Genomic DNA, 24,560 nt, shown 5'->3' with positions numbered 1-24,560 from the left:
CCTGCCCTATTCGGATCAACACTGGAGAAAAAATTGGCCGCAGAGCCGCCCGTCATATCTGGAGACAAGGCCGAAGCCGCCGCTGCAAAACCGCTGCGCGCCGACGCGCAGCGCAACCGCGACGCACTGGTCGAGGTCGCGGCGAAAGCCTTTGCCGCGCATGGCGTCGATGCCTCGCTGGAGGAGATTGCGCGTCAGGCCGGCGTCGGCATCGGCACGCTCTACCGGCATTTCCCAACGCGCGAGCATCTGGTCGAGGTGGTTTATCGGCGCGAAGTGGAAGGACTGTGCCAGGCGGCCGACGAACTCGCCCACGATCATGTGCCCGACGTCGCGCTCGAACAATGGATGCAGCGCTTCGTCGACTACATCGCCACCAAGCGCGGGCTGTCGACAAGCCTGCGCATCCTGCTCACAACCAACTCCACCCTGTTCTCCGACGTTTCGGGCAGGGTGACGCTGGCTTTGCGGCGGCTGATCGATGCCGCGGTCGCCAACGGCTCGATCCGCAGCGACGTCGATGCCTCCGACGTGCTGCATGCGCTGGGCGGCATCTATTCGGCCCCGGACACCAAGGACTGGCGCGACCGCTCGCGCCGATTGGTGTCGCTGCTGATGGATGGGCTGCGGTTTGGAGCGGCCAAATCCGGCCCATCCAGGGAATGACGAATGCAATGACTGCCCTTATTTCAGCGAGATGCTCATACCGCTGAGATCGGCGTTGACTTGCAGACCTACCTGCCTGCCTGTGAGTTCGAGTTGGGCACCCTTGTCATTGGTCATGACGATCACCTGGGCTCCTTTGCCAAGCGCGCCGCCACCGCCCGCTGCACCGTACACCCCCGTCACATCCCGGGCGCGGCGTATGTGGCGCACGGTACCTTTGAAATAGGTCTTGGAGGCGCCGAAGGCGAGGCCGCCCGAGATGCCGCCGACCGAGATGGGATATCGGCGACCATGGAAGGTCAGTGTGCCCTCGCCTCCGGAGCCGCCGATGAAAAAGGCCGCCTTGTAGATGGCGAAGCGGATCGTACCGCTGTCGGCATGCGCGACGCTGGCAAAGCTAACTGCCGCGGCGGCGATGACGGCAACCGCGACTGAACGAAATCTGGACGAAATCTTCATGATGAGAACTCCTCAAGATCGCCGCATGCCCAGCCGACCGGGCACATCGGCGTCGTATCAAAGTCATAGCTGAACAGTCTCGCCCGTCATTGGTTCCAAGCACGCGGCCTGAATTCGGCTGCGAGAAGACCGCTACGAAACGAGGCGGACGGCGAGCATAGACCTGGCTGTAAGAACAGCGGCCGAATGGTGGGAATCCTTCGCCGGCGCTCCTATGAAAACGTAGGTGTTGAAGCCGAACGGTATTAGTCTGCGCTGTCTGGGGTTTCGGGAGCGCGGCAAAGAATGGATTTGAACTCTGGCTACGGCTACCTGCTGATCGGCGGCCTGATCCTGGTCGGTGCCGGGCTCCTGGTCGTTTCGCTGATCGTCAATCTCCGTGTGGCGCACAGTGTGCGTGACGACGTACGCCATCGTGAAAAGCTGCTGGAATATTATCGCAACATCTTTTCGCAGCTGGGCGTGATCCTGATCGGCATTGGCGTGTCCCTGTTCATCTTCTTTTTCCAGCAGAACTATCAGGACCAGCGTAAACGCGAAACGGAGCTCCAGCAGGTTCTCGCCAAACTGGCGGCGCGTATTGCCCGCGGCGGCGCCGTCGTGGAGGCCCTTGGCGAATTCGATGCGCTGCTGGATGATGGCGGCGCCTATGTCAGTCCGGAACTCGGCGGCAACAATGCCGCGGTCAGCGCCCACGGGACGGCGCTCGCCAAGCAGGTTTCGCAGATCCTTCTGGTCGAACGCGACGTCGATGTTCAGGGGTTCGATACCCTGAATTTATCACGCGATTTCGAAGCATCGTTCGTCGTCAACGAGCTCAACCCAACGCTATGGTTCAACATCGTCCGGGACGAGAGCGACATCAAATATGCCACCACTCAGATCGCCCTGGATTACAAGGACCTGCAGGATGCGATCGGCGGCGAGGCGATCGAGGTTGCGATCGCCAATCCCGAAAAGGAGCGGAAGATCAAGCAGGAGGTGCTCGACATTTTTTATGATGCCGACCTCCTGCGCCAGCGCAGCAGGCGGTTTCTCGGCCGCGCATGCTGGCTGTTCAGCAAGGGGCGCGGTTTCGTCAAGCTTGCACCGGCCAATGAGATCGAAGCCGATGCCAGGTCGCACCAAGAATGGATCGACCGGTCGAAACCCTTCCTGACGCAAGCGACGCCGGGCAGCGGCGATTGCTTCAAATTGCTCCAGTTCGGCCCGGCATCCTGAACCGGCAAAGGCTCGCCCGCCCCGCGACGGCTAATCACCCTCGCGCTGCAGCGTGCCGAGATGATTGTCGTTGAGAAACTCGATGGTCACGGCCGACGCCTTGCCGTCGGGGTCGATGACAAAGCTGACGGCCGAGGGCCTGTCCGGCATCTCGGCATCGGGGAAGGTCACGAAGAGGTCGCGGTCGAAATGCTTCAGTGGATAGGACCGCGCACCGGCGGGCCCGACCTTGAGGACAAGAGCCTCTCCTTCGCCCGACACAATAGCATCGCCGATGAAGTCGTTGAAGTAACGGCCGGCATAGGCACTGGCTGGCCCGGCCGGACTTGCCGGAGAGGGCGGCACGGCATAGGTGGCCTTGGCCGCCGCAATCACCGGCCCGAACATGCCTGCATAGATATCATTCCATGCCTTTACCTTATCTTTCCCCAGCGTTCCGTCGAAGACGAGATCGGCGAAGCTGTCGGACAGTCCCTCCGGCACGCCTGTCGGAAAGGCGTTGGCGATGACGACGATGCCAAGCTTCTCCTCGGGGAAGAGCATCACCAGACTGCGTGCGCCGGTGCTGAAGGCGCCCGCATGACCCCAGACCAGCCCGTGCCGGCCGAATTCGACATTCCAGCCGAGGCCGTAGAAGGCCTCGCCTCCGGAGACGGGGTTCTTGCCGCGAACCATCAAGGGAATATGTGTCTGGTCCAGCGCATCGGCGGCAATGAGTCTCTTGCCGGCGTAGGCCCCGTTGCCGAGCACAAGGCGCATCCATTGAGAGAGATCGCGTGCGGTGGAACTGACGCCGCCTGCTGGCGCCTGCGCATCCGGATAGCGCTGGACCTTCGCGGCCCAGGCGCCATCGATCTTGGCGTGGAGTTCGGCGCGGTTGGCGTGCTTGATGAAGTCCGAATGACGCGAACTGGTCGAGGCCATTCCAAGCGGACGATAGAGCTTCTCTTCGGCGACCTCTTCCCAGGGCTTGCCCGTCGGCTTCGCGGCGGCGACGGCACCCTCGGTCAGTCCGAAATTACTGTAGGAATAGCCGGCACGAAAGCTCGACGACGGCGACACGAACCGCAGGCGGCGCAGGATCTCCCCGCGGTCATAGCCAATGTCCTCGAGGTCGTCGCCCGCCGTGCCGGGAAGCCCGCTGCGGTGCGCAAACAGGTCGCGGACCGTGAGTTCGCTGGTCGGATAGGGCTCGGCGAGCCGGAAAGCCGGATCGAGGTCGGCGATCTTCGAATCCCACGAAGCAATCCCGTCGCTGACCAGCGCCGCCACGACGGTGGCTGAGACCGGTTTGGAGAGCGAGGCGATCTGGAAGACCGTATCGGCGTCGACGGCCTCCGGCTTGCCGGTCTCGCGATGCCCGAACCCCTTGAGGAAGATCACCTCGTCGCCATGCACGACGCCGATGGCCAGACCGGGCACGCTACCATCCGCGACGACGCCTTCGGCGAGTAATTCGAGCTTCGCAAGGGCCGCGGCGATCCTGTCGGGTGGGATGGTATCGGCCGACGCCGCTTTCGGCAAAAGCACCATGATAGCGATGAAGGCCAACATCCTCCAACGGAGGTGGTTCCGCTTTATGAATAGCCGCATGCTCAGCCCCCTCCGCTTCACCGGCGTGCACTATTGCAGGCCGACGCAGGGAAGGCCAGCCTCACGCTCGACCCGCCATCCATTGACGGATGTCGGTTTCGCACCAGTCGAAATTCAGACAGCCGCTAGGATGCCGCGCGCAGGCGAAGGCGCCGCCTGCTGGCGCGGGCCTTCTCCGCCACCGCAGCGGTGATCTCGACCACGCCGTCTTCACGCGGTCTGGCGTTGGTGACCTTGTGGAGCCGCTCATAGGGCAACAGTTCCTTGACCCGGGCTTGAAGCGACGCGACTTCGGCACGCAGATCCTCGCATTCCTGCCGCTGGACGTCGAACTGTATCTGTTCGGATGCCTGCTGCAGGGAAAGCTGCGAAAAATTCGCGCTGACCGCGGAAAGGTTCATCTTGTCGCTTTCGCTCTCCTTCATGAGAGCAGACAATTTTTCCTCGGCGATTTGCTTTTCGGCCACCGCGTCGCTCGCTTGAGCCTTGAGCCTGGCGATCTCGCTGACGGCTTCGCTGTTGTGGTTCGAGGCGGCTTCCAGTCGCGATCGGAGATCCTCGATCTCAGAACGCAAGCCGGTCATCTCCGCGACACCGCGTGCAAGTTCGGCTTCCCTGTCCCCGTCCCTGATGCGGGCCGCTTCCGTCATTTCCGACAGCTTGGCCTGCGCCATGTCGAGCGATTTCTGCAGCCGCATTTCCTCTTTCTCGCTCTTGCCAAGCGCGGCCAGCAGTTCCGAAACCTGTGCGGCGTCATTGGCGTGGACAGTCGAGAGTTCGTCCAGCCTGTGCCGGGCCTCGGCCTCCCGTTTCAGCGCCTTGTCGAGGTCGATCGACAGGCTGACATGTTTCTCCCGCAGCATCTCGTTCTCGCGCGAGCGTCTGTTGGCCTCGACCGCTCTGGCCGAGAGCGTTTTGACAAGCTCGCCGAACTCGGCCTCGCGTTTTGCGCTCGCATTGCCTGCCACGACGAGTTCCAGCCTTGCTGCAGCCAGCGCGCCGCGAAGTGCTTCCTTGTCCTCGACCAGGCTCGCCTCGTGCTGCTGCAGCGCCTCGATAGCGCTGTCGCGCTCGCGCTGCTTTCTGGTTGCATCGTGGAGCTGTTCGGATAGTGCTCTTTGTTGCGCGGTCAAGCTGGTATTTGCCAGCTCCAATTCGTTGGCGCGAAGAATGTCGCCGTGGAGGAGTTTCAGGAATTCGCCTGTCAGATGATGCGAGGTCGCGATCTCCGACAGTTTCGCATGGATCTCCCCAAGATACTCCTGCGCGTCGTGAAAGAGCCCGTCGACCGCACTTAAGGCAGCGAGCCGGGTTTGCGTGTGGGGCGTCAGCCGTCGCGCGGTCTCGAAGGCATCCGCATTGGCCTCAAGTTGCGAGCTGTCATCCATTGCCGCGAGATTCCCATCCGACACAGTCTCATCCGGGACAGTGACGTCGTTCAACGGCGACTGATCGTCCACGTTGAGACATTCGCTAAACGCATCCGCCAAATCGGTTTCGAGCTCCTTGAACGCCCTCTCCACAGTCTCGGCACGCTTGATCAAACCTTTGAAATTCATGACTGAATATCCCTCTCGTGCAGCGCCGTTAAGGAGCGAACATTCGCCTCCCCCGAATACGGGTTCACCCCTGACCGTGCGCTCTGGCCGACGCCACGCTAGGGACAGGCTCGGCCACTGTCCTCGTGTATTTGAATGACGCGCCTCGCGGCAGTCGCCGATGGCGCGATTCGTAGCGACGGCGACAGTTCCAACGAACGCGTTGGGCGGCATCTGCTCGGCCGCCGCAAAACCGTCGAAGCTCGACATGAACCGGTTATTTCGACGTCTGGCGGCATCGGTGCTTGATGCCGCCAATATTTCATTCCACACACCGGTCACGATGACGGACGAGATACGGGATCAGCGCCAGGTATTCAGGTGGGCCTTGCCTGCCTCCGCGGTCCTGCATTTGCTCGCCGCGGCGCTTCTGTTGTCCGCGCTGCCGGTGTCGCCCCCGCAGCCGCAGAAGGAGCAGGCCATTGGGGTGGATCTGGTGCCGCCGCCCAAACCATCGGAGAAAGCCAAACCTCCGCCTCCTGCGAAACCGCCCAAGCCCGAAAAGCCGCCGGAAGCAAAGATCGAGACGCCGGCGCATCCGGAAGCCGGCCCTCAGAAGCCTGTCTTCCAATTCGGCGAGAAGGACGCCGGCCCTCGCAAGTCTCTGGACGGCAACAGTGCGGAGGATGGTTCGGAACAACCGACGGCGCCGCAAGATCCCGATAAACAGGATCTTGCGCAGCCGCCGGACGTGACTGCGGTAGACGGCAAAGACCCGGCTCCGCCGCCTGGCGCATCCGCGTCGCCTAAGCCCAAGCGAGCGGCCAAGGTGCAAAAGCCGCTGAAGCTTGAAGAAGCGAAAAGATTGTTCTCGCAAACAGCAACCGGTGATCCGATCGCGACAACCGCCATGAGAAATGTGCCGCGCCCCGATCGGATCGGTCAGCTCTGCTTCTGGGAAGTGCGCGAACAGTTGCGCCATGCTTCGCCCCCCTACTTTCCTGACGTCTTGCGTCCCTTCAGGTTGAAGGCCGGCAATATCATGCAAGTCTCCAGGACCGAGTTCCGCGCCGGCGGGCAGTGGTACGCTCTGAGCTTTCGTTGCGAGGTCGATCCGGATGCGACGAAAGTCGTGTCGTTCGCCTTCCGTGTTGGAGATCCAGTGCCAGCGCCGCGGACTGCCCGCCAAATAGGTGGCCCAGACTGATCGAGGTCGGCTCGCCGGCCGCATCAAATCCACGATGCCGGCGAAGTCTTCGCGCCCCGGCATCCGTAAGGTGGCTTTCGCCAGCGGCCGCCTCACGGTGGGACGAATGCTCGCCCGCCTTGGCAATCGCTGTGTCGAGGTTTAGCTTATGCTAAGGGAGGGTTCGATGACTTCAAGTTTCAATGTTCACCATGCTGCCGGCTATGAGCAGCTCATGGGTCGCTGGAGCCAAAGGCTCGGGCCGCTGTTCATCGACTTCGCGGGCCTTAAGGACGGCGAAAAGATCCTCGACGTCGGTTGTGGCACCGGCAGCCTGACCTTCGCGCTCGTCAAGGCCGCTGAACTCCGTGAGATCGCCGCGATCGATTTTTCGGCCGTTTTCGTCGAGGAGGCAATCCGGCGCAACACCGACCCGCGGATAAAAATCCGCCAGGCGGATGCCTGCGCTCTGCCCTTTGAGGACGGCGCGTTCGACCGTGCCCTGGCGCTGCTCGTGCTCCATTTCGTGCCCGAAACCGGCAAGGCAGTCGCTGAGATGCGACGCGTCGTGCGGCCGGGCGGCGTGGTCGCGGCGACCGTATGGGACCATCTCGGCGGCATGCCCGGAATGCGCATGATGATCGACACGGTGGCAGTGCTCAGTGAAGGCGGACGCCAGCTGCGCGCCCGCTATTGCACCCAGCCGATGATGCAGCCGGGCGAAATGAAACGGACCTTTGTCGAGCAGGGTCTCCGCGACGTTACGGAGACCGAGCTGATGATCCGCATGGACTACCAAAACTTCGACGATTACTGGGCGCCGATTGCCGCCGGCGAAGGGCCGCTCGGCAAGTATGTGGCCACGCTCGATCCAGAAGAGCGGGCGCGCACCGACGCCGCCATGCGCGACGCCTATGAGGCCGGCCGGCCCGACGGCCCGAGGTCCTTTGCCAATGTCGCCTGGGCCTGCCGCGGTGTCGTTGCCTGACGTTGGCGCTAATGCATGTCGCGCAAAAGTGTGTATCGGTTTGCGATAACGACATGCATAACAAAGAACCTAAAGCGCGTCGCATGAGGCCGATCGAACGCGACGCGCTTTAGCCAATCCCATAGACCAGCCCGACGCGGCCGTCCGACAGCTGCTCAACCTTGCGCAGTTCGAGCCCACGACGATTCTTCGCCGTTCCAAACAGCGCCTTTCCTTCACCGGCGAGCAGCGGATAGACGATCAGCCTGAGTTCATCCACCAGCCCGGCATCGATAAGGCTCGCGGTAATTCGGGCGCCGCCCATAAGGTAGATGTCCTTGCCGGGCTGCTGTTTCAGCGCAGCGATATCCTCGAAATTCCGCACGAAGCGCGTCTTTGGCCAGGCCGCCGAAGTCATTGTGTTCGACAGCACATAATGCGGCGTCTGGGCGGCGAAGCGGGCCCATTCGAGCTCGGCCGGCTTCGGCAATTTGCCGGTCATCGGCAGCGGCTTGTCGGGCTCGTTCTGGATGGCGCTCCAGTAGCGCTCGTAGCCAGCATACATGACGCTGCCAAGGAGGCAGGCATCGATTTGCGGCGTCAGGCCGTATTCCTCGGACCACGCATCGACCCAATCGGCGTATCCCTCGGGTCCCTCCATCTTGCCGTCCACGGAAATTTTCATTCCAGTGATCAATTTACGCATGACTTCCTCCATCAGGCTTGCGGGATGCAAGCACGTTTCATCGGTTCATCGTTGCTTCGTATGGCTGGCGGCGACCTCAGGGATGGCCGCCGCGAGTTACATCAGGCCGGCAAGCGGCGGTCGTATTCTTCCCGCAGGCGGCTCCAGCCGTCCCAGAACGAGGTCGGTGTCTTGCCCGCCAGACGGGCGGCCAGCAGGTCGAGGTGTATGTGCCAGCCGGCAGTGATGTTGAGCTGGATTGCACGTTCCGGCAGCCGCCGATGGACGACGGTGAGCAGCACATCGCTACCCTTCGCCTCCAGCAAGAAGGAGACGCCGCCGGTGTTTCCCCAGGTGATCGAAAGCTTGCGCGGCGGATCGAGTTCGGTGATCCGGCCCTCCATCCGATGCTCTTCGGGGAAACCCGCGGGGCGCTGGCCAGGCGGGTCGGTCAGCTCGTCGTTGCGCCAGACGAACTCGAACGAGCTGCCGGCCTTCATTTCCATTTGGCCTGCGGCCATCCATTGCCGTCGCAAGTCACTCTCGGTGAGATAGGCCCAGACGCGCTCGATGGGGCCGGGCAAAAGGCGCTGGATGGTGAACGTGGCGGGCTCGGTCAGCTCGCCATAGGCGCCGATGGTTCTCATCTGGTTCATTGCTCGTCTCCTTCTTTCGGATTGGGCGATTTCCTGGGCTCATCCTGGGCTTTGCGTGCGTCCTCTTCGCGAAGAAGGCGTTCGAGAACATCGAGACGACCGGTCCAGAAGCGCTCGTAGAAGCCGAGCCACTGATGTGCGCTGGCTAGGGGTCCAGGGGCTAGTCGGCACAAATGCGTGCGGCCCCTCACCTCTCGATGAATAAGCCCTGCGTTCTCCAGCGCCTTGATGTGCTTGGAGGCGGCCGCGAGCGACATCACGAAGGGTTCCGCCAGCTGGCTTACCGTTTTCTCGCCATCGGCGAGATCGCGAAGCATGTGCCGGCGGGTGGCGTCGCCAAGGGCGTGAAAGACCGCGTCCATCTGGTGTGTCTCTAATTCAACCATTTAGTTGAATATAGACGCGCGCTTTGAGATAGTCAACCGTTTGGTTGAATAATTTATGTGAAGCGCTGCGGGCCGTTTGCGCTCACCGAGGACGTCGAGGTGACAGGGGATGCGGACGCGCGCTCGGGAGCAGTGGAGCGCAGGCTCTTACTTGCCGTCGAAGAAAGTGTGGATCGCGGTTTCCAGCTTTTCGATAAGCTGAGGGTTGTGGCAGCTGCCAGCCCAGATCAGGGCGTTCAGCCTCATCTCCTTGTTGATAAAGCTCACCTTCCCAGAATCCAGCAGGTATTCCGCGATCTCGTAGTGCCGCCCTTTGATCGCCTCGATGAGCGCGTTGTTTCTCCCCGTCTTGTCGGTCAGATTTACTTCCGCGCCATTCTGCACGAGCAACTTGACGACTTCCAGATGCCCGTTCTTCGCCGCCTCGATAAGAGCCGTTCTGCCGTAGTAGTCAGCTCGCGCGTTGATCTCTATTTGGGGGTGTCTCACGAGGACTGAGATACACGCGTAATGTCCCTTGGCCGACGCAAGACTCAAGGGCGTGCTCTTCCACTTGTTTCTGGAATTCACGTCGATTTCCGGGTCTTCGATCAGCGCCTCCACCACAGCTGTGCGGTCATTGAGGGCTGAAAGGTGAAGTGCAGACCAGCCGCCGTCGTCCGACTGATTGATATCGGCGCCAGCCGCCAATTCCGATCGAACCGCCTCCGCATCGCCTTTTTCTGCCGCGATCAGCAGGTGAGACCAGTCTCTTGCCCCTTCGGCTTCCAAGCTGTTGGTCAACGCAGTCGCCTCCTCGGATAGTCGGCAGAATACCACATTATCGGCAATAGTGGCGGCTCCTGTACTCGAGTCCAATGGGTCAAAAGCTGGAACGCTGTCGGCCCGAACGGACATCGAGATCAGCGCTTCACGTCCGTCTCCTCACATTCTCCTGATATCGACTGGCTTTGCCGGCCATCCGGACTAGATAGAGCCTGCGCCGGGCGGAACGATGCAGAAGGACCTGAACATGCCTGAACAGATTACCCTGAATAGACCTGAACAGATCAGATTGAACGACGGCTCCGCCATTCCGCAAATCGGCCTCGGCGTGTGGCAGGTCGATCCAGCCATCACCGCCAAGGTAGTGCGCTGGGGAATCGAGGCCGGCTACAGACTGATCGACACCGCCGAAGGCTATCAGAACGAGGAAGGTGTCGGGCAGGCAATCCGCTCGGCCGGCGTGCCGAGAAGCGAGTTGTTCATCACCTCGAAACTGCGCAACGGCGCGCATCAGCGCGACGCCGCCTTGCGCGCCTTCGACGAGACGATGAGCAAGCTCGGCATCGAGCAGATCGACCTGTTCCTGATCCACTGGCCGGTGCCCAGCCAGGACAGATATGTCGAAGCCTGGAAGACGCTGGTCGAACTCAGGCAATCAGGCCGGATCAAGTCGATCGGCGTTTCGAACTTCAACCAGGACCATCTCGAACGGATCATCGGCGAGACCGGTGTCACGCCGACCGTCAACCAGATCGAGCTCCACCCCCGCTTCCAGCAGCGTGACAAACGCGAATTTCATGACAGGCACAACATCCGCATCGAAAGCTGGAGCCCGCTGGGCAGCGGCCGGCTGTTGAACGATCCGACGCTTGAAAGCATTGCCAGGAAACACGGCAAGTCGCTGGCGCAGACGATCGTCAGGTGGCATCTTCAGGAAGGGCTGATCGTTATTCCAAAGTCGATCCACCAGGACCGCATCGCCGCCAATTTCGATGTCTTCGATTTCGAGCTGGAAGCGAAGGACCTCGAGCTCATTCGGGGCATGGATTCGCCCGACGGCCGCTCCGGCCCGAACCCCGCTACGGCCGCATTCCTGTTCTGAGGGCCGACAGTGAAGCTGCCGATCTCCCCCCTTGTGGGGAGATGTCCGGCAGGACAGAGGGGGGCGCTGTCCCGCCGGCCTATTGAACTCTCCGGCTCATATCCCAACCCAGCGGGACCTCAGGCAGCCGGTTCACTGACGGAAAAAAGCTGCAGGCTGCCGGGAACACCTACAAGCTCCATCTCGCCATGCTCTTCAAAAGCCAGGCCGGAACCGGCCGCGAGATCACGAACCGTGCGCGACGCGATGATCTCGCCCGGTCCGGCAACGTCGAGCAGATGTGATGCCAGTTGAATTGCAACACCGGTGAAGTCGTCTCCGCGCCTTTCGCATTCGCCAATATGGACTGCCGCGCGAACCTGAAGGTCTAACCTCTTCATTCGACGACGGACCGCGATTGCACATTGGATCGCCCGCGTTGGTCGCAGAAATACCGCGAGAAACCCGTTTCCGGTGCGGCTGATTTCTTGACCGTTAGCAAGATGCAATTCGTTGCGTATCTCGTCGTCGTGTCGCTGCATCAGATCGCGCCGCGCCCGGTCGCCAGCGTTGACGGGAGCCGGCGGCAACCCGACGATTTCCATGTGCAGCACCGTCACAAGCACGCGCTCGCTCGACGTTGCCGGCAGCGAGCCGGTGACAAAAGCCTGGATCTCGTCGACCAAACGATCGGAATTCTCCCCCCAGATTACGTGATCACGGCCGGCAAGCTCAATGTATCTGGCGCCTTCGATATGCGTTGCCAGGTAGCGCCCCTCTTCCGGTTTTACCCAGCGGTCGCCCGCCGTCTGCACGATCAGTGTCGGGACGTGAACGGTTGGGAGAAGGGCGCGAACATCGATTTCAGTGCCCCAGCGCCAGAGCGCGACCGCGTCGGCAGGTGAGGCTGAATTCCTAAGATACGCGGCGAACCATTCTCTCTCGAAACTGTCGTTCATCAGGCTGGGTGCGGCGTTGCTCATGTCCGCCGGCTCCCCCCACTGTCTCTCGACGGCGGTCAGATCTTCTTCTACCTGCTCGCTTGTCCTTGCCCATGGATAATCCGGCGACCATCGGCCGCTGGCATAGGTTCCGTTGAGCACGAGAGCCGCTGTTCGTTCGGGATAGGTCGCCGCGAAAAGCATGCACATAGGCCCCCCTTCGGAGCTGCCGAACAGAACCGTTCGCTTTGATCCGACCGCATCCAACACCGCTCGCATGTCTTCCATCCGCTCTTCCAGCGTTGGCAAACCAACATTGCGATCGGACAGTCCGGTGCCTCGCTTGTCCATACGGATCAGGCGGGCAAAGGAACCGAGACGCTGGAGCATATGCGCCAGCCGCGGCGATGACCAGGCAAGGTCGAGATTGGAGACCCACCCAGGCACATAGATCAGGTCGACCGGCCCGTCGCCGGTTACCTGATAGGCGATGTTGATTCCGGCCGATTTGACATAGTGGGTCGCGGGGCGCATCGGCTCGGCCCGGGACGCCGGCCGCTCACCTGTTCGGGCTGCCGACGTTGGCGGTGTCTGGGAAGGCGACACCGAGGCGGCTATCCGGGTAGCGGCTTGCGGCGTCACGCGGCGCGTCCGCAGGTCATCATAGAGTTGCCGGGTCTCCGGCTCGGGCTGCAAGCGGAGCTGCAGTTGCAGCACATCACGGCAGCGCTCATACTGTTTCAGCGCGAGGTTAAAGCGGCCCTGGGCGGCATAGGTCCGCATCAGGGCTCGGTGGATATCCTCCCGTAAGGGCTCCAAAGCCAGCAGGCGCACCGCCGCCCGCAGGCATGATGGAAGATCATTCGTTGCCGAATAGTGCGCGACGAGCTTCTCCAGCACGATGGTTGCGATTGCCCTCAATCGCTCGCGCTCCACTCTGAGCCAATCTTCGAACGGCTCCTCCTTCAGGCCGAACCCGTCCAGGAGGTCGCCACGATAGACGACGAGCGCTTGCTCGAGTTGCTCCGGGTCGGAGCCGGCGGCCAGCGACTCGAACCGCGCGACGTCGAAATCAAGATCGTCGAGATTGAGCGTAATGCTGTCGCCGTCGCTCAGAAACCTTTCGCCATCGGATGCGCCCATTCCTTTCCTTATGGCGGATAGGGCCTGTCGAAGGTTCATTCGGGCCTGGGTTTGGCTGTTGCCGCCCCACAAAAGCGCGGCGAGCTTCTCGCGCGATTGGGAGTGTCCGGATTGCAGGGCGAGATAAGCCAGCATGGCGCGAGCCTTGCGGCTGAAAACCGGGGCCACCGCTCCTCCGGCAAAGTCAAAGCCGCCTAACAGACAGAGATGAGGGTGCGCCATCGGATCCGCCACAGCCACAGCTTCTTTGCGATCCTTTCCTGTACTTGCCTCTATTTCAACCGTCATTTCGCCCGGCCTGGTGTTTTTCACGAATCCTTCACGCTGGCTCCACCGCGTTTCTCACGACGCAGGGAAGACAAGTGTCGGGAGACTGGTATCTCAGGAGGACGCTGTGCTACCCCCGACGGAATGGCCCATCTGGCATGATGATTCAAGGCAGGACCCGCAGCCGCGCGGCGGGCCACTGCGCCACGACATTGCGCTCGCGCGCTATCTTGAGAACCAGCGGGCCCGCCGGGCGTCAATGATCCAGGGGTTCGATTTCCGGACCGCCGCGGTCAGCTTGCGCGCACTTTTGGCGAATGCGGGTGGCCGTGGATATCGGCTCTTGGAGGTCCTGGGCATTCGGCCCTTTCATATCCCCGAGCCATCCACCAGCGGCACATCTTCGCCTTCCCACGGGCTCGGCATTGAGCCTTTGCTGAGATTGGCCGACGGCAGCGGCATCCAGCACTTCAGTTCGGGTTCGGCATATTCGACGATGCGTCCTGGAGACGAATCGGAAGCGCGCCAGCCTTCGCTGCCGAACTGATCGGCGCGGGCCCAGTAAGCCATGTCGACCTCGGCCGGCCCCTGTTCGGAAGGCCGAACCGTGACAAGGATTCTGCTGCCGTCCCTTGGCGCGCTCGACATGTGGCGCCACTGATCGGGCTCGTCCATTGCACTTCCTCCTGCGATCTTCGCCTCGCGCGGATAGTCGCTTCGCGTTCGGAAGCGGTCAACCCGAACTTTTTTGCCTGAGGCAAAATCCCTGCCCCGTCGTCGAGGAACAAGTCATGGCGCGCCGGGTTTGGGCAAGTTGTTGAAGGAAGCAAAATGAGACCAGCGCGCCGACCGATCGTTAGCATTGTTGCATGGCAGGCCGCGCCCTTCGTTCCCAACCCGGTCCGATCGCAATGAGGCAGGCCGGTTCCGATCGTTCCACCCCACCGGAGGAGGGTAAAGGCGGCATAGGCCGCGCGCTCGGCCTCGGCCTGATAACAGGGGCGGCCGACGACGATTGTTCCGCGATAGGCACCTATGCCAGCGCCGGCGCCCGTTTCGGACCCGACCTGCTTTGGACGGCTCCGGTGACGTTGCCGATGATGTACGCGGTCGTCTACCTGTCGTCGAAGCTCGGCCAGGTATCGGGGCGCGGATTGTTCCACGTCATCAAGGACTTTTACCCGCGGTGGCTGCTCTGGTCGGTGCTTTTGGGTGTGCTCGTCGGCAACACCATCGAGGCAGCGGCGGATCTCGGTGGAATGGCCGCGGCGATCAACATATTCGTGCCGCTTCCCATTCCGCTGATCGTGCTGTTCGTCGCCGCCCTCATCTTCGCCCTCCAGGTCTTCGGCTCCTATACTTTGATCCGCAACATCTTTCGCTGGCTGGCGCTGGCGCTGCTCGCCTATGTCGGTGCCGCCATTCTGGCCAAGCCGGACGCCGCGGCGGTGCTGCGCGGGACGCTGCTCCCCAGGATCGAATTCAACCGTGAGTTCCTGTCGATCCTGGTCGCCATCATCGGCACGACGCTGTCCGCCTATCTCTACACGTGGCAGTCCAATGAGGAGGTCGAGGAGGAGATTGCCCAGGGGCGGACAACGCTCAGGGAAAGGAAGGGCGCCACCGACAGCGAACTCCGTCGCTCTCGCCGGGACATCCTCATCGGCATGATGTTTTCAAATCTCATCATGTATTTCATCATCCTGTCGACGGGTGCTACGCTCTACAAGGCGGGCCACCACGATATCGACACGGCCGCGCAGGCGGCGGAGGCGCTGCGGCCGCTCGCCGGCCAGGCCGCAAGCGTTCTGTTCGCCGCAGGCGTGATTGGCGTCGGTTTCCTCGCGGTTCCTGTCATGACCACCGGCGCTGCCTATGATGTGGCGCAAGCCATCGGCTGGAAAAACAGCCTGCACGCCCGGGCTCGAGAGGCGCCCAAATTTTATCTCGCCATCGGATTTTTTACCGCGATCGCCGCCGGCCTCAACTTCCTTGGCTTCAATCCGATGAAGGCGCTGGTCTGGTCCGGCATCGTTCAAGGCTTCTCGACGCCGCCCTTGCTGCTGCTCATCATGCTGATGACGAACAACCGCAGGATCATGGGCGACCAGGTGAACAGCCGCAGCACCAACATACTCGGTTGGGCAACGACCGCCGCTATTTTCTCGGCGACGATCGGCCTGGTGGCAACCTGGTTCATGTGATCAGGCGGAAGCAAAGGGATGCCGCCGGTTGGATTACCCGTTCCCGCTTGCGGATTGTCCCAACTTTGCCGGTCTTGGAAATTCCACAACGTCGCCCGTGGGCCGCTTGTATTGTGCCGCGACAATTGCATCGATCAGGAGATCCAGAGCCGCACGAGCCGTGCGGCTCGTCTCGTCCTCGCCGCTCAAATAATGGCAGGCTCGTTCGAGGTGGAGGTGTGCGGCGGCAAAGTCGCTTGTCATAGGCTTCTCCTTGTTGCCCGCCGGCCGGCAAGATGACCGCCTCGATTTACCCAAAAGCAAATATCCACAGCCGGATTTGAATCAAATTGGCCTGACTCACCACATGCCGCGGACCCCACGCCAGCACCTTGGCCTGTGCCCGCGCCGCGTCCTCTCCGAGGGCCGCCAGGCCATCCAGGATCGTGGCATCAGGACATGGTTCCCCGACGTCGCGCCGGAGCGCCCGAGGGCGACTTGCCTGATATGTCCGGCCGGCTGTTCATGCGCTCTGTCCGACGCGCTACGCTATCGCGGCTGCAGGCGCTGCAGCGATCTTTCAGCGCGGTACGGCGCGTTGAATGAACCAATTGCGGGCGATGTGCAGCAAACTCAGTTCGCTCATCGCCCTGCTTTTGAAATTTTCTCGCTCTTTTAATTCTACAAAATCTCTAGACTTAAATAGATCGCTAGACCCAAGATCTTAAAATAGAGCGCTTGAGAGGGAGCCAGGAATGTCGAAAAAGCTCGTGGTGGGGCTGTCGGGCAATTTGACCCGGCCATCGAAGACCAAGGCGTTCGTCAGCCACATTGTCGGACAGGCCGCCGAAAGCATTGGCGCGGCCTCGGCCGTCTTCGACATCGAGGATCTCGGCGCGTCCCTGCCGCAGGCGAGGCGCCTCGGCGACCTCGACCCGGCGGCGCGCAACATCGTCGAACGGCTGCTAGGCGCCGACATCCTGGTGGCCGGCTCGCCGACTTTCAAAGGCAGCTATACCGGGCTTTTCAAGCATTTCTTCGACCTGCTCGATCCGTCATCGCTGAGGGGCAAGCCCGTCATCCTCGCCGCGACCGGCGGCGGCGAGCGCCATTCGCTGATCGTCGAGCACCAGCTGCGGCCGCTGTTCGGCTTCTTCGAGGCGCTGACCGTGCCGACCGCGATCTACGCCTCCGACAAGGACTTTGCCAATGGCGTGCTGGTGTCGGACGCGATCCATGCCCGCGCCCGGCAGGCGGTCGCCGAGGCATGCCGGGTAACCGGAGTGCCCTATCGCGTCGGCCTTGCCGCCTGAACGCACTACTGACCCGAGATCCCCTCCCCGACCAATCCAGGAGCACGCCGCGATGACCAGATCCAAGAAATCCAGGCAGATCAAACTGGGCGCTTTCCTGCCCGGCGGCGGACAGCATATCGCCGCCTGGCGTCACCCCGAGGCGCCGGCCGACGGTGCCACCAATTTCGAGTTCCACAAGCAGCTTGCCCTGACCGCCGAGCGCGGCCTGTTCGACGCCTATTTCCTCGCCGACAATCTGACGGTCGGGCTCGGCGCCCGCGAAGGCGGCAATGCCAAGATCGCCGGCTTCGAGCCAGTGACGCTGTTTGCAGCGCTGGCGCCGCTCACCACGCATCTCGGCTTCATCGCCACCGCCTCGACCACCTACGAGGAGCCCTACACGCTCGCCCGCAAATTCGCCTCGCTCGATCATCTGTCGAATGGCCGCGCCGGCTGGAACGTCGTCACCTCGGCCGGCGACGAAACCGCGCGCAATTTCAATCGTGATACCCAGCCTGCCCACGCCGAGCGCTATACCCGCGCGCATGAGCATGTCGAGACGGTCAAGGCGCTGTGGGACAGCTGGGAGGACGATGCCTTCATCCGCGACAAGAAATCGGGGCGCTTCTACGACAAGGACAAGCTCCACGACATCGACCACAAGGGCGCGCATTTCAGCGTCAAGGGTCCGCTCAACGTGCCGCGCCCTGTGCAGGGGCACCCGGTGGTGGTGCAGGCGGGGCAATCGGAGGACGGCCGCAAGCTCGCCGCCCACTCGGCGGAAGTCATCTTCACCGCCCATCAGAACCTGGCGTCGGCGCAGGAATTCTACCGCGACATCAAGGCCCGCGTGGCGGCCGTCGGCCGCGATCCCGAGCAGGTGCTGATCATGCCCGGCGTAGCACCCTTCGTCGGCCGTACCGAAGAAGAAGCGCGCGCCAAATACCAGCAGCTGAACGATCTCATCCTGCCCGAAGACGGCGTCGCCCTGCTCAACGGGCTGGCAGGCCAGACGCTCGACATCAGGGGCTATCCGCTCGACGGCCCGCTGCCGCCGAGCAAGGAAACCGAAGGCATGAAGAGCCGCCAGGCGCTGATCCGCCAGATTGCCGACGAGCACAACTTCACCATCCGCCAGCTCTACCAATGGGTGGCGACGGCCCGCGGCCATTACACCGTCATCGGCAGCGCAGTGCAGGTCGCCGACCAGTTGGAGGAATGGTTCGGCAACGAAGCCGCCGACGGCTTCAACATCCTGCCGCCCTGGCTGCCCGGCGGGCTCGACGACTTCGTCGAGCTGGTGATCCCCGAACTGCAGCGCCGCGGCCTGTTCCGCACCGCCTATGAAGGCAGGACGCTGCGCGAGAACCTCGGCCTCAGGCGGCCTGAAAACCCGTGGACCGCCGCCCGCTCGGCCGTGCTGGCCGCCGAATAATCCCGAGAAGCCCACTACCCTCGAAGCGAGAGGCAAGACGATGACCTTGCAGCACATCGAACAGGCCGCCAGCCTCGGCACGCGTGACGGCACGACAAGCCTGGGCACGGACTTCCTGCGCCTCGGCGGCCGGGCAGGCATCCGCTTCCTGTCGCGCTACGGCGCCCTCATCGCTTTCCTCGCAATCTGGCAAGTGTCGAGCAGCGCCGGGTGGGTCAACACGGCCGTGCTGCCGCCGATCGACATGATTGTCGCGGCACTTTGGAAGGGGTTGGCCGGCGGCACTCTGCTCGGTGACATCGCCATCAGCCTGCAGCGCGCCGGTCTCGCCTTCGCGGCCGCCGTGCTGGTCGCCATCCCGCTTGGCCTGTTCATGGGCCAGGTGCGCGCGGTCGAGACCGCGCTCGATCCCATCCTGCAGGTCTTCCGCCAGACCTCGGCGCTGGCGCTCTATCCCGTATTCATCCTGCTGCTTGGGCTCGGCGAAGCCTCCAAGGTGTTCGTCATCTTCTGGGCGACGCTGTTCCCGCTGCTGCTCAACACCATCGGCGGCGTCAAGCAGGTCGATCCGAAACTGCTGGAGATGGCCCGCGTCTATGGCGCCAGGCAGCTCACCGTCTTCCGCCGCGTCGTGCTGCCCGGTGCCGTGCCCTCGATCTTCGTTGGGCTGAGGCTCAGCGCCACCACGGCGCTGCTGCTGTTGATCGCCTCCGAAATGATCGGCGCCAATAAGGGCATCGGCTTCCAGGTGATGAACGCGCAGTACAATTTCCAGATCCCGCTGATGTTTGCGGCAATCGTCATCCTCGCCGGCCTCGGCCTGATCGCCAACCAGGCGCTGGTCAGCCTGCAGCGGCGGCTCTGCCGCTGGAGCAATGCCGTCGACTGACCACCCCTTCGCCATCTCCCAACCAGGCCAAGCCAGGCCAGAACCAAGGAAGACCGGACCATGAAAATCACTCGCCGTTCCCTGCTTGCCGGCGCGCCCTTTGCCGCCGGCCTTCTCGCCGCCGGCCTGCCGCGCCTCGCCTTTGCCGAAGCGGCACCCGTCAAGTTCCGCTCCCTCGCCAGCCGCGGCAGCATCTCTCCGCATGAGCTTGCCGGCGAGCTCGGCTATTTCAAAGGCCTCGGTATCGAGGTCGAGAATGTCGGCTATTCCGGCGGCGGCCCGGAATCGCTGTTTGCGCTGGCCTCCGGGAGCGTCGATATCGGCTCGGCCGCAACCGCCGCCGTGATCAATTCGATCTCCGGCGGCAACGACTTCGTCGCCGCCTATCCGAGCAACGGCATCAACGGCAAGGTGCGAAGCGTCTTCTACGTGCTCGACGACAGCCCGATCAAATCGATCGCCGACATTGCCGGCAAGACAATCGCCGTCAACACGCTCGGCGCCCATCTCGACTACACCGTGCGCGAGGCGCTGCACAGCGTCGGCCTGTCGCCGGACGCCGCCAATCTCGTCGTCGTGCCCGGACCGCAACTCGAACAGACCTTGCGCTCCCGCCAGGTCGACATCGCGGCGCTCGGCTACTGGCAGGCGACCTTTGCCGGCGCGCTGGTCGACAATGGCGGCGTGCGTGGCGTGTTCAACGACACCGACGTGCTGGGCGAACTGGCCGGCGGCTTCGTCGTGCTCAGGCGCGACTTCATCGCCGCGCATCCCGACGCCGCCCGCAATTTCGTCGAGCAATCGGCGCGCGCCTCCGACTGGTCGCTGCAGAACCCCGACGAAGCGCGCAAGGTGCTCGCGACAATCCTCGACAAGCGCGGCGAAAACGGCGAGCTGGCGCGCTACTGGACCGGCTTCGGGCTGCGCCAGGGGGCCAAGGCGACGGACCGCGACATCGACTTCTGGGTCAGCGTGCTCGAGCGCGACGGTCGCCTGCCAAAGGGTAAGCTGAAGGCAACAGACATCCTCTACCGGCCCGGCGAAACCAAGACCAACTGACAAGGCCAACCGGCAGCTGGGAGACGAGCGCGATGAGCAGCACAAGCGGCGGTGAGGTCAGCATACGCGACCTGTCCAAATCGTTCAGCATCGGCGGGCGCTCGCTTGCCGTGCTGAGGACCCTCAACCTCGACATCCGCTCGGGCGAATGCCTGGTCATCGTCGGCGCCAGCGGATCTGGCAAGACCACGCTGCTGCGCATTCTTGCCGGGCTGGAGGCCGCCGACAGCGGCGGCGTCGCCATCGATGGCAAGCCGGTGCACGGCGTCGGCGCCGAGCGCGCGGTGATCTTCCAGGAACCGCGCCTGCTGCCCTGGCTGACCGTGCTCGGCAATGTCGCCTTCGGCCTCGAAGTGCGCGGCGTGCCGAAGGCCGAGGCCGAGGAACGGGCGCGCTTCTATATCGCGCTCGTCGGCCTCGCCGAATTCGGCGATGCTTTCCCGAGGCAGCTGTCGGGCGGCATGGCGCAGCGCGTCGGCATCGCCCGCGCCTTGACCGTGCAGCCCGAAATCCTGCTGCTCGACGAGCCGCTGGGCGCGCTTGACGCGATGACCAAGATCGGCATGCAGGAGGAACTGGCGCGCATTTGGAGCGAGGAGAACGTCACCATGGTGATGGTGACGCACGACCTCGAGGAAGCGATCTACCTGGCCGACAGGGTGCTGATCCTGCCCAAGGAGAAAGGCGGCGCGGCGCGGCTGATCGACATCGACCTGCCCCGCCCGCGCGAGCGCAGCGAAAGCCGCTTCGTACGCTACCGCGAAGAACTGCTGCGCGAATTCGGCCTGCACTGAAAGGCCCCCTACGCGATCTTGGGTTCCTCGCCCCGCAAAGCGGGGAGAGGTGGCTCGGCGAAGCCGAGACGGAGAGGGGTCTTCCTTTTTTGAAATCCTCTCCCCCCGCGCTCTTTCCTGGAACCGGATTCCCCGCCCCCGCATTTCCTTAACCGGGAGGCGAAGGAGCGCGGCATGAAAGCTTTGTTCGCAATCTTTGGCGGCTTCGTCCTGACGCTCGCCGTATTCGCCAGCGGCCTCGCATTCGCCACCTGGCTATTGATAGCCAAGCCGGTGCGGCCGCCCGCCCCGGTCTCCAGCGTCGCCGAACTGTGGGCCAAGGATCCGCGCCCGGTAAACCCGGCCTCGCAGCGCCTCGAGCGCCTCCCGGCCCGCCCGGTTCCCGTTCGCACCTCGGAAGTTGATCGCAGCTCGAAACCCGCCGACACCGCCGCAGCTTCGACACCCGACACCACCGGCTCCATCAAGCCGGCGGTGGAAGAGCAGCAGACGCTGCCCGCCGCCCATGTCGAATGGTGCGCCAGCCGCTACCGCTCCTACAGGCCAGGCGACAACCGCTACACATCCTACAGCGGCCAACAGCGCCCCTGCATATCGCCCTATCTCGACGCCGCCGATGACGGCAGCTACGTCGAGGCGAGCGATACGTCGTCAGTGGAGGGCTACCCGCCACCGGATGAACCCGGCGGCGCCGAGTTCTCATCCGACCACGTCCAATACTGCTTCAGCCGCTACCGCTCGTACCGGCCGGAGGACAACAGCTATCAACCGTATTCCGGCGGGCCACGTCGGCAGTGCGAGTAGGCTGGCGCGCCGGATGGCGGGCTAGCGGACCGAAGGGCATGGTGTCTTGTGCGATCCCACCCTCGAGCGGCTAACCAACGATCACGCAAATTTTTTTGGATCGTTCGGATCGGCGCGGCGTTCATCCGACAGGCAAAGGAGGAATTAAGATGGGCGACGAACGGGACGACAAGATTCGTGAGCGCGCATACCAGATCTGGGAACGCGAAGGCGGGATCCATGGCGATCCCGAGCGGCACTGGCACCGGGCCGAGGCCGAGATCGACAGGGAGGCAGCCCTGCCGCTGACGGCAGGCGATGCCCTGCCGGAAACCCGCGAGTTCGCGAGCTCCGACGTCTTGACGGTGGAGGCCCTGGCGGTGCGCACCGGCATATCGGGCGAACAGGCGCAGGAGCTGATCGACAGGCTGGGCAACGACCGGGCGGCTATCGAACAAGCCGCGCGCAACCTCAAGGGGAAGCAGCGGCTCGGGAAGTGACAGATGATCAGAAAACTCAAAGACGGAAAATACCGCCTCTATTCGCGCAAGAAGGACGAAAAGACCGGCAAGCGCCGCAATCTCGGCACCTTCGATACCCGCGAGGCCGCCGAGAAGCACGAACGCGAGGTGCAGTATTTCAAGAGGCATTGAGGCGGCGTGCCGTCGCTTGCCAGGCAGTCGCGCGGCATGCCTGGCGGAACCTGAATTCCAGCCCTCACGAGCCGTCGCGAAGCCATTACCGCTGCTACAGGCCAAGGGACGACACTACTACACCTCCTACAGCGGACAACAGCGCCCCTGCATCTCGCCCTATCTCGACATCACCGATGACAGCAGCTACGTGGAGGCGAGCGATACATCGTCGGTGGAGGGCTACCCGCCCATTGGATGAACCCAGCGCCGCCGAGCTCTCATCCGACCACGTGCAATACTGCTTCAGCCGCTACCGGTCATATCGGCCGGAAGACAACAGCTATCAGCCGTATTCCGGGGGGCCGCGTCGGCAATGCCAGTAGGAGGGTGAGCGCCGCCGCACGCGCCTGTCGGGCATCTGCAAACTCCGTCTCCGTGCTGGACCGTCGGATTGTGGCGGGAACGGTGCCGCTCGGTCAATCTACGTCGAGACGTGCGACGGGGACGTGGCGGACTTGTGGGCGTGAACAGGCGATCATCATTAGCAGGATGGCCACGCTGGAACGTACCAATGTCGTCTCACAATGGCGTGGGCTTTCCAAGCGACGTCGTCAGGCCATCCTGGGGTAGGTTACACACAAGGGGACCCGTAATCGCGAAGAGCGACATTCGTCGATCGCTCGACTAGCAATAAATATTATGTCACTATACCTGTGGAGTGGGGTACATCATGTTTATCGTTCGGTTCTTATCACCGCCGTCTGATGGTGCTGGCCGTGCGGATTTCGCGCGATTCTTCCTGTGAGCGAGAAGATTTTAGCCACTGTCGTGAGTCTTGCTATCTCTATTATATATTTTACCGGCTTCTGCTATCTGTATTTTTATTACCTTGTCTTTGGGATAACTCCACTGGAGCTGGACTTAAACATCCAATATGTTTTTGTTCACGCCTTTCCGGTTATTTGGTATTTCATAATACATTATACGACAGGTTTCTTTTTCGGCCTATTGGCCAGCGGATTTGCATGTTACTGGTTTCGTAGATCATTAGGCCATTTTTCAGAAAAATCACCGATTGCTTTTCTAAGTATATTTTTAACAATTGCACTTGTGATCTCATATAATGCCGCCATATATAGCGGGCGAAAGAATGCAGAGACCAGTCTAACAAAGCTTCACCCGCTATTCATCACTTTCAAAAATAGGAGTAGTGAAGCCGGAATGGCGGAGGAAACCTTCAGAGGCCTGCGTCATATAACTACGACAAAGGAGACAGTCTTCGCGTTAAAATTCTCTGGCAATGGTGACGAATTTTGGACGATTAGAATCCCGGCGGACAGCGTCGGTTTGTCCAACGTATATATGGACTAGATCATGACAAAGAAATCTAAAATGGTATGCGCCATCTTCCTCATCCTGCCTACGATCGTTATGGCCCAGGAACGGCGTCAATTGTATCGGCTGACTGAGGCGGCTCGCCCCTTCAAGGGCTACCTTCTGCCGGGGCAGAAGGGCATGCCCGTATCAACAAACTTCCAAACCTGCGCCGGTCAGCAGTTGCTTATCGAGACCAGCAAGTTGACGAAGGAGTCTGGATCTTGTGATGATCCCAGCGACACCGGAACGATGATGGTTGATGACAAGAGTATTCTTGGCGCAGCTATCTATATGGCAGGTGCTAGGCCGGCTGACCATGATCAGCAGCTCGGAACTATTCTTAAGGTCGAAGTTGGCGATAAAGGGACCATTTCTGACGTAGTAGTTAAACCGGCAGAATTGTCAGGCATAGGCACCAAGGAAATCAAAATAGATCATAATGATATCGATTTTCAAACTCAGCCCGATGGCTCATACTATATTCGAGTTTTAAAAACTCAGGCGGAATTGAAAGCCGCTTCTCAAAAGTAGGTGTCGTTCTGCTGTTGGCGACAGC

25 protein-coding genes and 1 pseudogene are annotated in these 24,560 nt (G+C 62.0%); 17 read left to right on the top strand and 9 right to left on the bottom strand.

Annotated features, from left to right (window positions below; all coding sequences use genetic code 11):
- The first annotated feature begins 33 nt into the window (after window positions 1–33).
- Complete coding sequence (locus NKI22_RS19080) at window positions 34–666, top strand: TetR/AcrR family transcriptional regulator (protein ID WP_023722352.1); 633 nt, start codon at window positions 34–36, stop codon at window positions 664–666.
- Window positions 667–684: 18 nt separating this feature from the next.
- Here NKI22_RS19080 and NKI22_RS19075 read toward each other — a convergent pair whose 3' ends face one another.
- Window positions 685–1,125, bottom strand: a complete 441-nt coding sequence (locus NKI22_RS19075; RefSeq protein ID WP_023677323.1) for a lipid-binding SYLF domain-containing protein — start codon at window positions 1,123–1,125, stop codon at window positions 685–687.
- Window positions 1,126–1,410: 285 nt separating this feature from the next.
- Here NKI22_RS19075 and NKI22_RS19070 point away from each other — a divergent pair, with 285 nt between their 5' ends.
- Entirely contained in the window at window positions 1,411–2,346 is a 936-nt protein-coding gene (locus NKI22_RS19070) for a hypothetical protein (protein ID WP_023722353.1), read from the top strand.
- A 30-nt stretch (window positions 2,347–2,376) separates the two neighbouring features.
- On the opposite strand, the gene NKI22_RS19065 is transcribed toward NKI22_RS19070, so the two are convergent.
- On the bottom strand, window positions 2,377–3,900 hold the full coding sequence (locus NKI22_RS19065) for a serine hydrolase (RefSeq protein WP_502896280.1): 1,524 nt from the start codon (window positions 3,898–3,900) through the stop codon (window positions 2,377–2,379).
- A 164-nt stretch (window positions 3,901–4,064) separates the two neighbouring features.
- Complete coding sequence (locus tag NKI22_RS19060; RefSeq protein ID WP_352481675.1) at window positions 4,065–5,498, bottom strand: coiled-coil domain-containing protein; 1,434 nt, start codon at window positions 5,496–5,498, stop codon at window positions 4,065–4,067.
- Between the two features lie 202 nt (window positions 5,499–5,700).
- Between NKI22_RS19060 and NKI22_RS19055 the strand changes: the two genes are divergently transcribed.
- Window positions 5,701–6,684, top strand: coding sequence for a DUF930 domain-containing protein (locus NKI22_RS19055; protein ID WP_352851131.1), 984 nt, complete (start codon window positions 5,701–5,703; stop codon window positions 6,682–6,684).
- Between the two features lie 166 nt (window positions 6,685–6,850).
- Entirely contained in the window at window positions 6,851–7,651 is an 801-nt protein-coding gene (locus NKI22_RS19050; RefSeq protein ID WP_352816513.1) for a class I SAM-dependent methyltransferase, read from the top strand.
- Between the two features lie 109 nt (window positions 7,652–7,760).
- Here NKI22_RS19050 and NKI22_RS19045 read toward each other — a convergent pair whose 3' ends face one another.
- The 4 genes from NKI22_RS19045 to NKI22_RS19030 all read right to left on the bottom strand — a co-directional run bounded on the left by NKI22_RS19045 (window position 7,761) and on the right by NKI22_RS19030 (window position 10,140).
- Window positions 7,761–8,336, bottom strand: coding sequence for a dihydrofolate reductase family protein (locus NKI22_RS19045; protein WP_292662105.1), 576 nt, complete (start codon window positions 8,334–8,336; stop codon window positions 7,761–7,763).
- 101 nt (window positions 8,337–8,437) lie between these two features.
- Entirely contained in the window at window positions 8,438–8,971 is a 534-nt protein-coding gene (locus NKI22_RS19040) for an SRPBCC family protein (protein ID WP_352592691.1), read from the bottom strand.
- Entirely contained in the window at window positions 8,968–9,357 is a 390-nt protein-coding gene (locus NKI22_RS19035; RefSeq protein WP_023722360.1) for an ArsR/SmtB family transcription factor, read from the bottom strand. The genes NKI22_RS19040 and NKI22_RS19035 overlap by 4 nt, the downstream gene beginning before the upstream one ends.
- Before the next feature lie 147 nt (window positions 9,358–9,504).
- Window positions 9,505–10,140, bottom strand: a complete 636-nt coding sequence (locus tag NKI22_RS19030) for an ankyrin repeat domain-containing protein (protein ID WP_031195087.1) — start codon at window positions 10,138–10,140, stop codon at window positions 9,505–9,507.
- Between the two features lie 229 nt (window positions 10,141–10,369).
- On the opposite strand from NKI22_RS19030, the gene NKI22_RS19025 reads away from it, so the two are divergent.
- Window positions 10,370–11,224 carry an aldo/keto reductase gene (locus tag NKI22_RS19025; protein ID WP_031195088.1) on the top strand — a complete coding sequence of 285 codons (855 nt, stop codon included), beginning with the start codon at window positions 10,370–10,372 and terminating at the stop codon, window positions 11,222–11,224.
- Between the two features lie 119 nt (window positions 11,225–11,343).
- Here the strand turns inward: NKI22_RS19025 and NKI22_RS19020 are convergent, their stop codons facing one another.
- Together NKI22_RS19020 and NKI22_RS19015 are read right to left on the bottom strand one after the other, a co-directional pair.
- Window positions 11,344–13,599, bottom strand: a complete 2,256-nt coding sequence (locus tag NKI22_RS19020) for an alpha/beta fold hydrolase (protein ID WP_352494423.1) — start codon at window positions 13,597–13,599, stop codon at window positions 11,344–11,346.
- A 324-nt stretch (window positions 13,600–13,923) separates the two neighbouring features.
- Complete coding sequence (locus tag NKI22_RS19015; protein ID WP_023722367.1) at window positions 13,924–14,229, bottom strand: hypothetical protein; 306 nt, start codon at window positions 14,227–14,229, stop codon at window positions 13,924–13,926.
- 236 nt (window positions 14,230–14,465) lie between these two features.
- On the opposite strand from NKI22_RS19015, the gene NKI22_RS19010 reads away from it, so the two are divergent.
- The 12 genes and pseudogenes from NKI22_RS19010 (at window position 14,466) to NKI22_RS18955 (ending at window position 24,535) form a co-directional block, all read left to right on the top strand.
- Window positions 14,466–15,758 carry an Nramp family divalent metal transporter gene (locus tag NKI22_RS19010; RefSeq protein ID WP_023722368.1) on the top strand — a complete coding sequence of 431 codons (1,293 nt, stop codon included), beginning with the start codon at window positions 14,466–14,468 and terminating at the stop codon, window positions 15,756–15,758.
- A 734-nt stretch (window positions 15,759–16,492) separates the two neighbouring features.
- Entirely contained in the window at window positions 16,493–17,050 is a 558-nt protein-coding gene (gene msuE, locus NKI22_RS19005; RefSeq protein ID WP_023722369.1) for an FMN reductase, read from the top strand.
- Window positions 17,051–17,102: 52 nt separating this feature from the next.
- Window positions 17,103–18,467: an LLM class flavin-dependent oxidoreductase gene (locus NKI22_RS19000; protein WP_352481683.1), complete on the top strand. Its 1,365-nt coding sequence runs from the start codon at window positions 17,103–17,105 to the stop codon at window positions 18,465–18,467.
- A gap of 40 nt (window positions 18,468–18,507) precedes the next feature.
- On the top strand, window positions 18,508–19,356 hold the full coding sequence (locus NKI22_RS18995) for an ABC transporter permease (RefSeq protein WP_023722371.1): 849 nt from the start codon (window positions 18,508–18,510) through the stop codon (window positions 19,354–19,356).
- Between the two features lie 60 nt (window positions 19,357–19,416).
- Window positions 19,417–20,415 carry an ABC transporter substrate-binding protein gene (locus NKI22_RS18990; protein WP_023722372.1) on the top strand — a complete coding sequence of 333 codons (999 nt, stop codon included), beginning with the start codon at window positions 19,417–19,419 and terminating at the stop codon, window positions 20,413–20,415.
- 32 nt (window positions 20,416–20,447) lie between these two features.
- Entirely contained in the window at window positions 20,448–21,209 is a 762-nt protein-coding gene (locus NKI22_RS18985; RefSeq protein WP_023722373.1) for an ABC transporter ATP-binding protein, read from the top strand.
- Window positions 21,210–21,383: 174 nt separating this feature from the next.
- Window positions 21,384–22,013, top strand: a complete 630-nt coding sequence (locus NKI22_RS18980; protein WP_023722374.1) for a BA14K family protein — start codon at window positions 21,384–21,386, stop codon at window positions 22,011–22,013.
- 149 nt (window positions 22,014–22,162) lie between these two features.
- Window positions 22,163–22,492 carry a DUF2934 domain-containing protein gene (locus tag NKI22_RS18975; RefSeq protein WP_352816502.1) on the top strand — a complete coding sequence of 110 codons (330 nt, stop codon included), beginning with the start codon at window positions 22,163–22,165 and terminating at the stop codon, window positions 22,490–22,492.
- A 3-nt stretch (window positions 22,493–22,495) separates the two neighbouring features.
- A complete protein-coding gene (locus NKI22_RS18970; protein ID WP_023677295.1) occupies window positions 22,496–22,645 on the top strand; it encodes a hypothetical protein in 150 nt (49 codons plus the stop codon).
- Between the two features lie 263 nt (window positions 22,646–22,908).
- Window positions 22,909–23,010 (top strand): annotated as a pseudogene (locus NKI22_RS18965) (BA14K family protein); the annotation flags it as partial.
- A gap of 418 nt (window positions 23,011–23,428) precedes the next feature.
- Entirely contained in the window at window positions 23,429–23,998 is a 570-nt protein-coding gene (locus tag NKI22_RS18960) for a hypothetical protein (RefSeq protein ID WP_352851124.1), read from the top strand.
- A gap of 3 nt (window positions 23,999–24,001) precedes the next feature.
- Entirely contained in the window at window positions 24,002–24,535 is a 534-nt protein-coding gene (locus NKI22_RS18955) for a hypothetical protein (RefSeq protein ID WP_352816497.1), read from the top strand.
- Window positions 24,536–24,560 lie beyond the last annotated feature (25 nt).

Origin of the sequence: Mesorhizobium sp. M0778 (assembly GCF_040320105.1) — a bacterium.
Taxonomy (GTDB): domain Bacteria; phylum Pseudomonadota; class Alphaproteobacteria; order Rhizobiales; family Rhizobiaceae; genus Mesorhizobium.
This window is presented reverse-complemented; position numbering and strand designations above follow the sequence as displayed.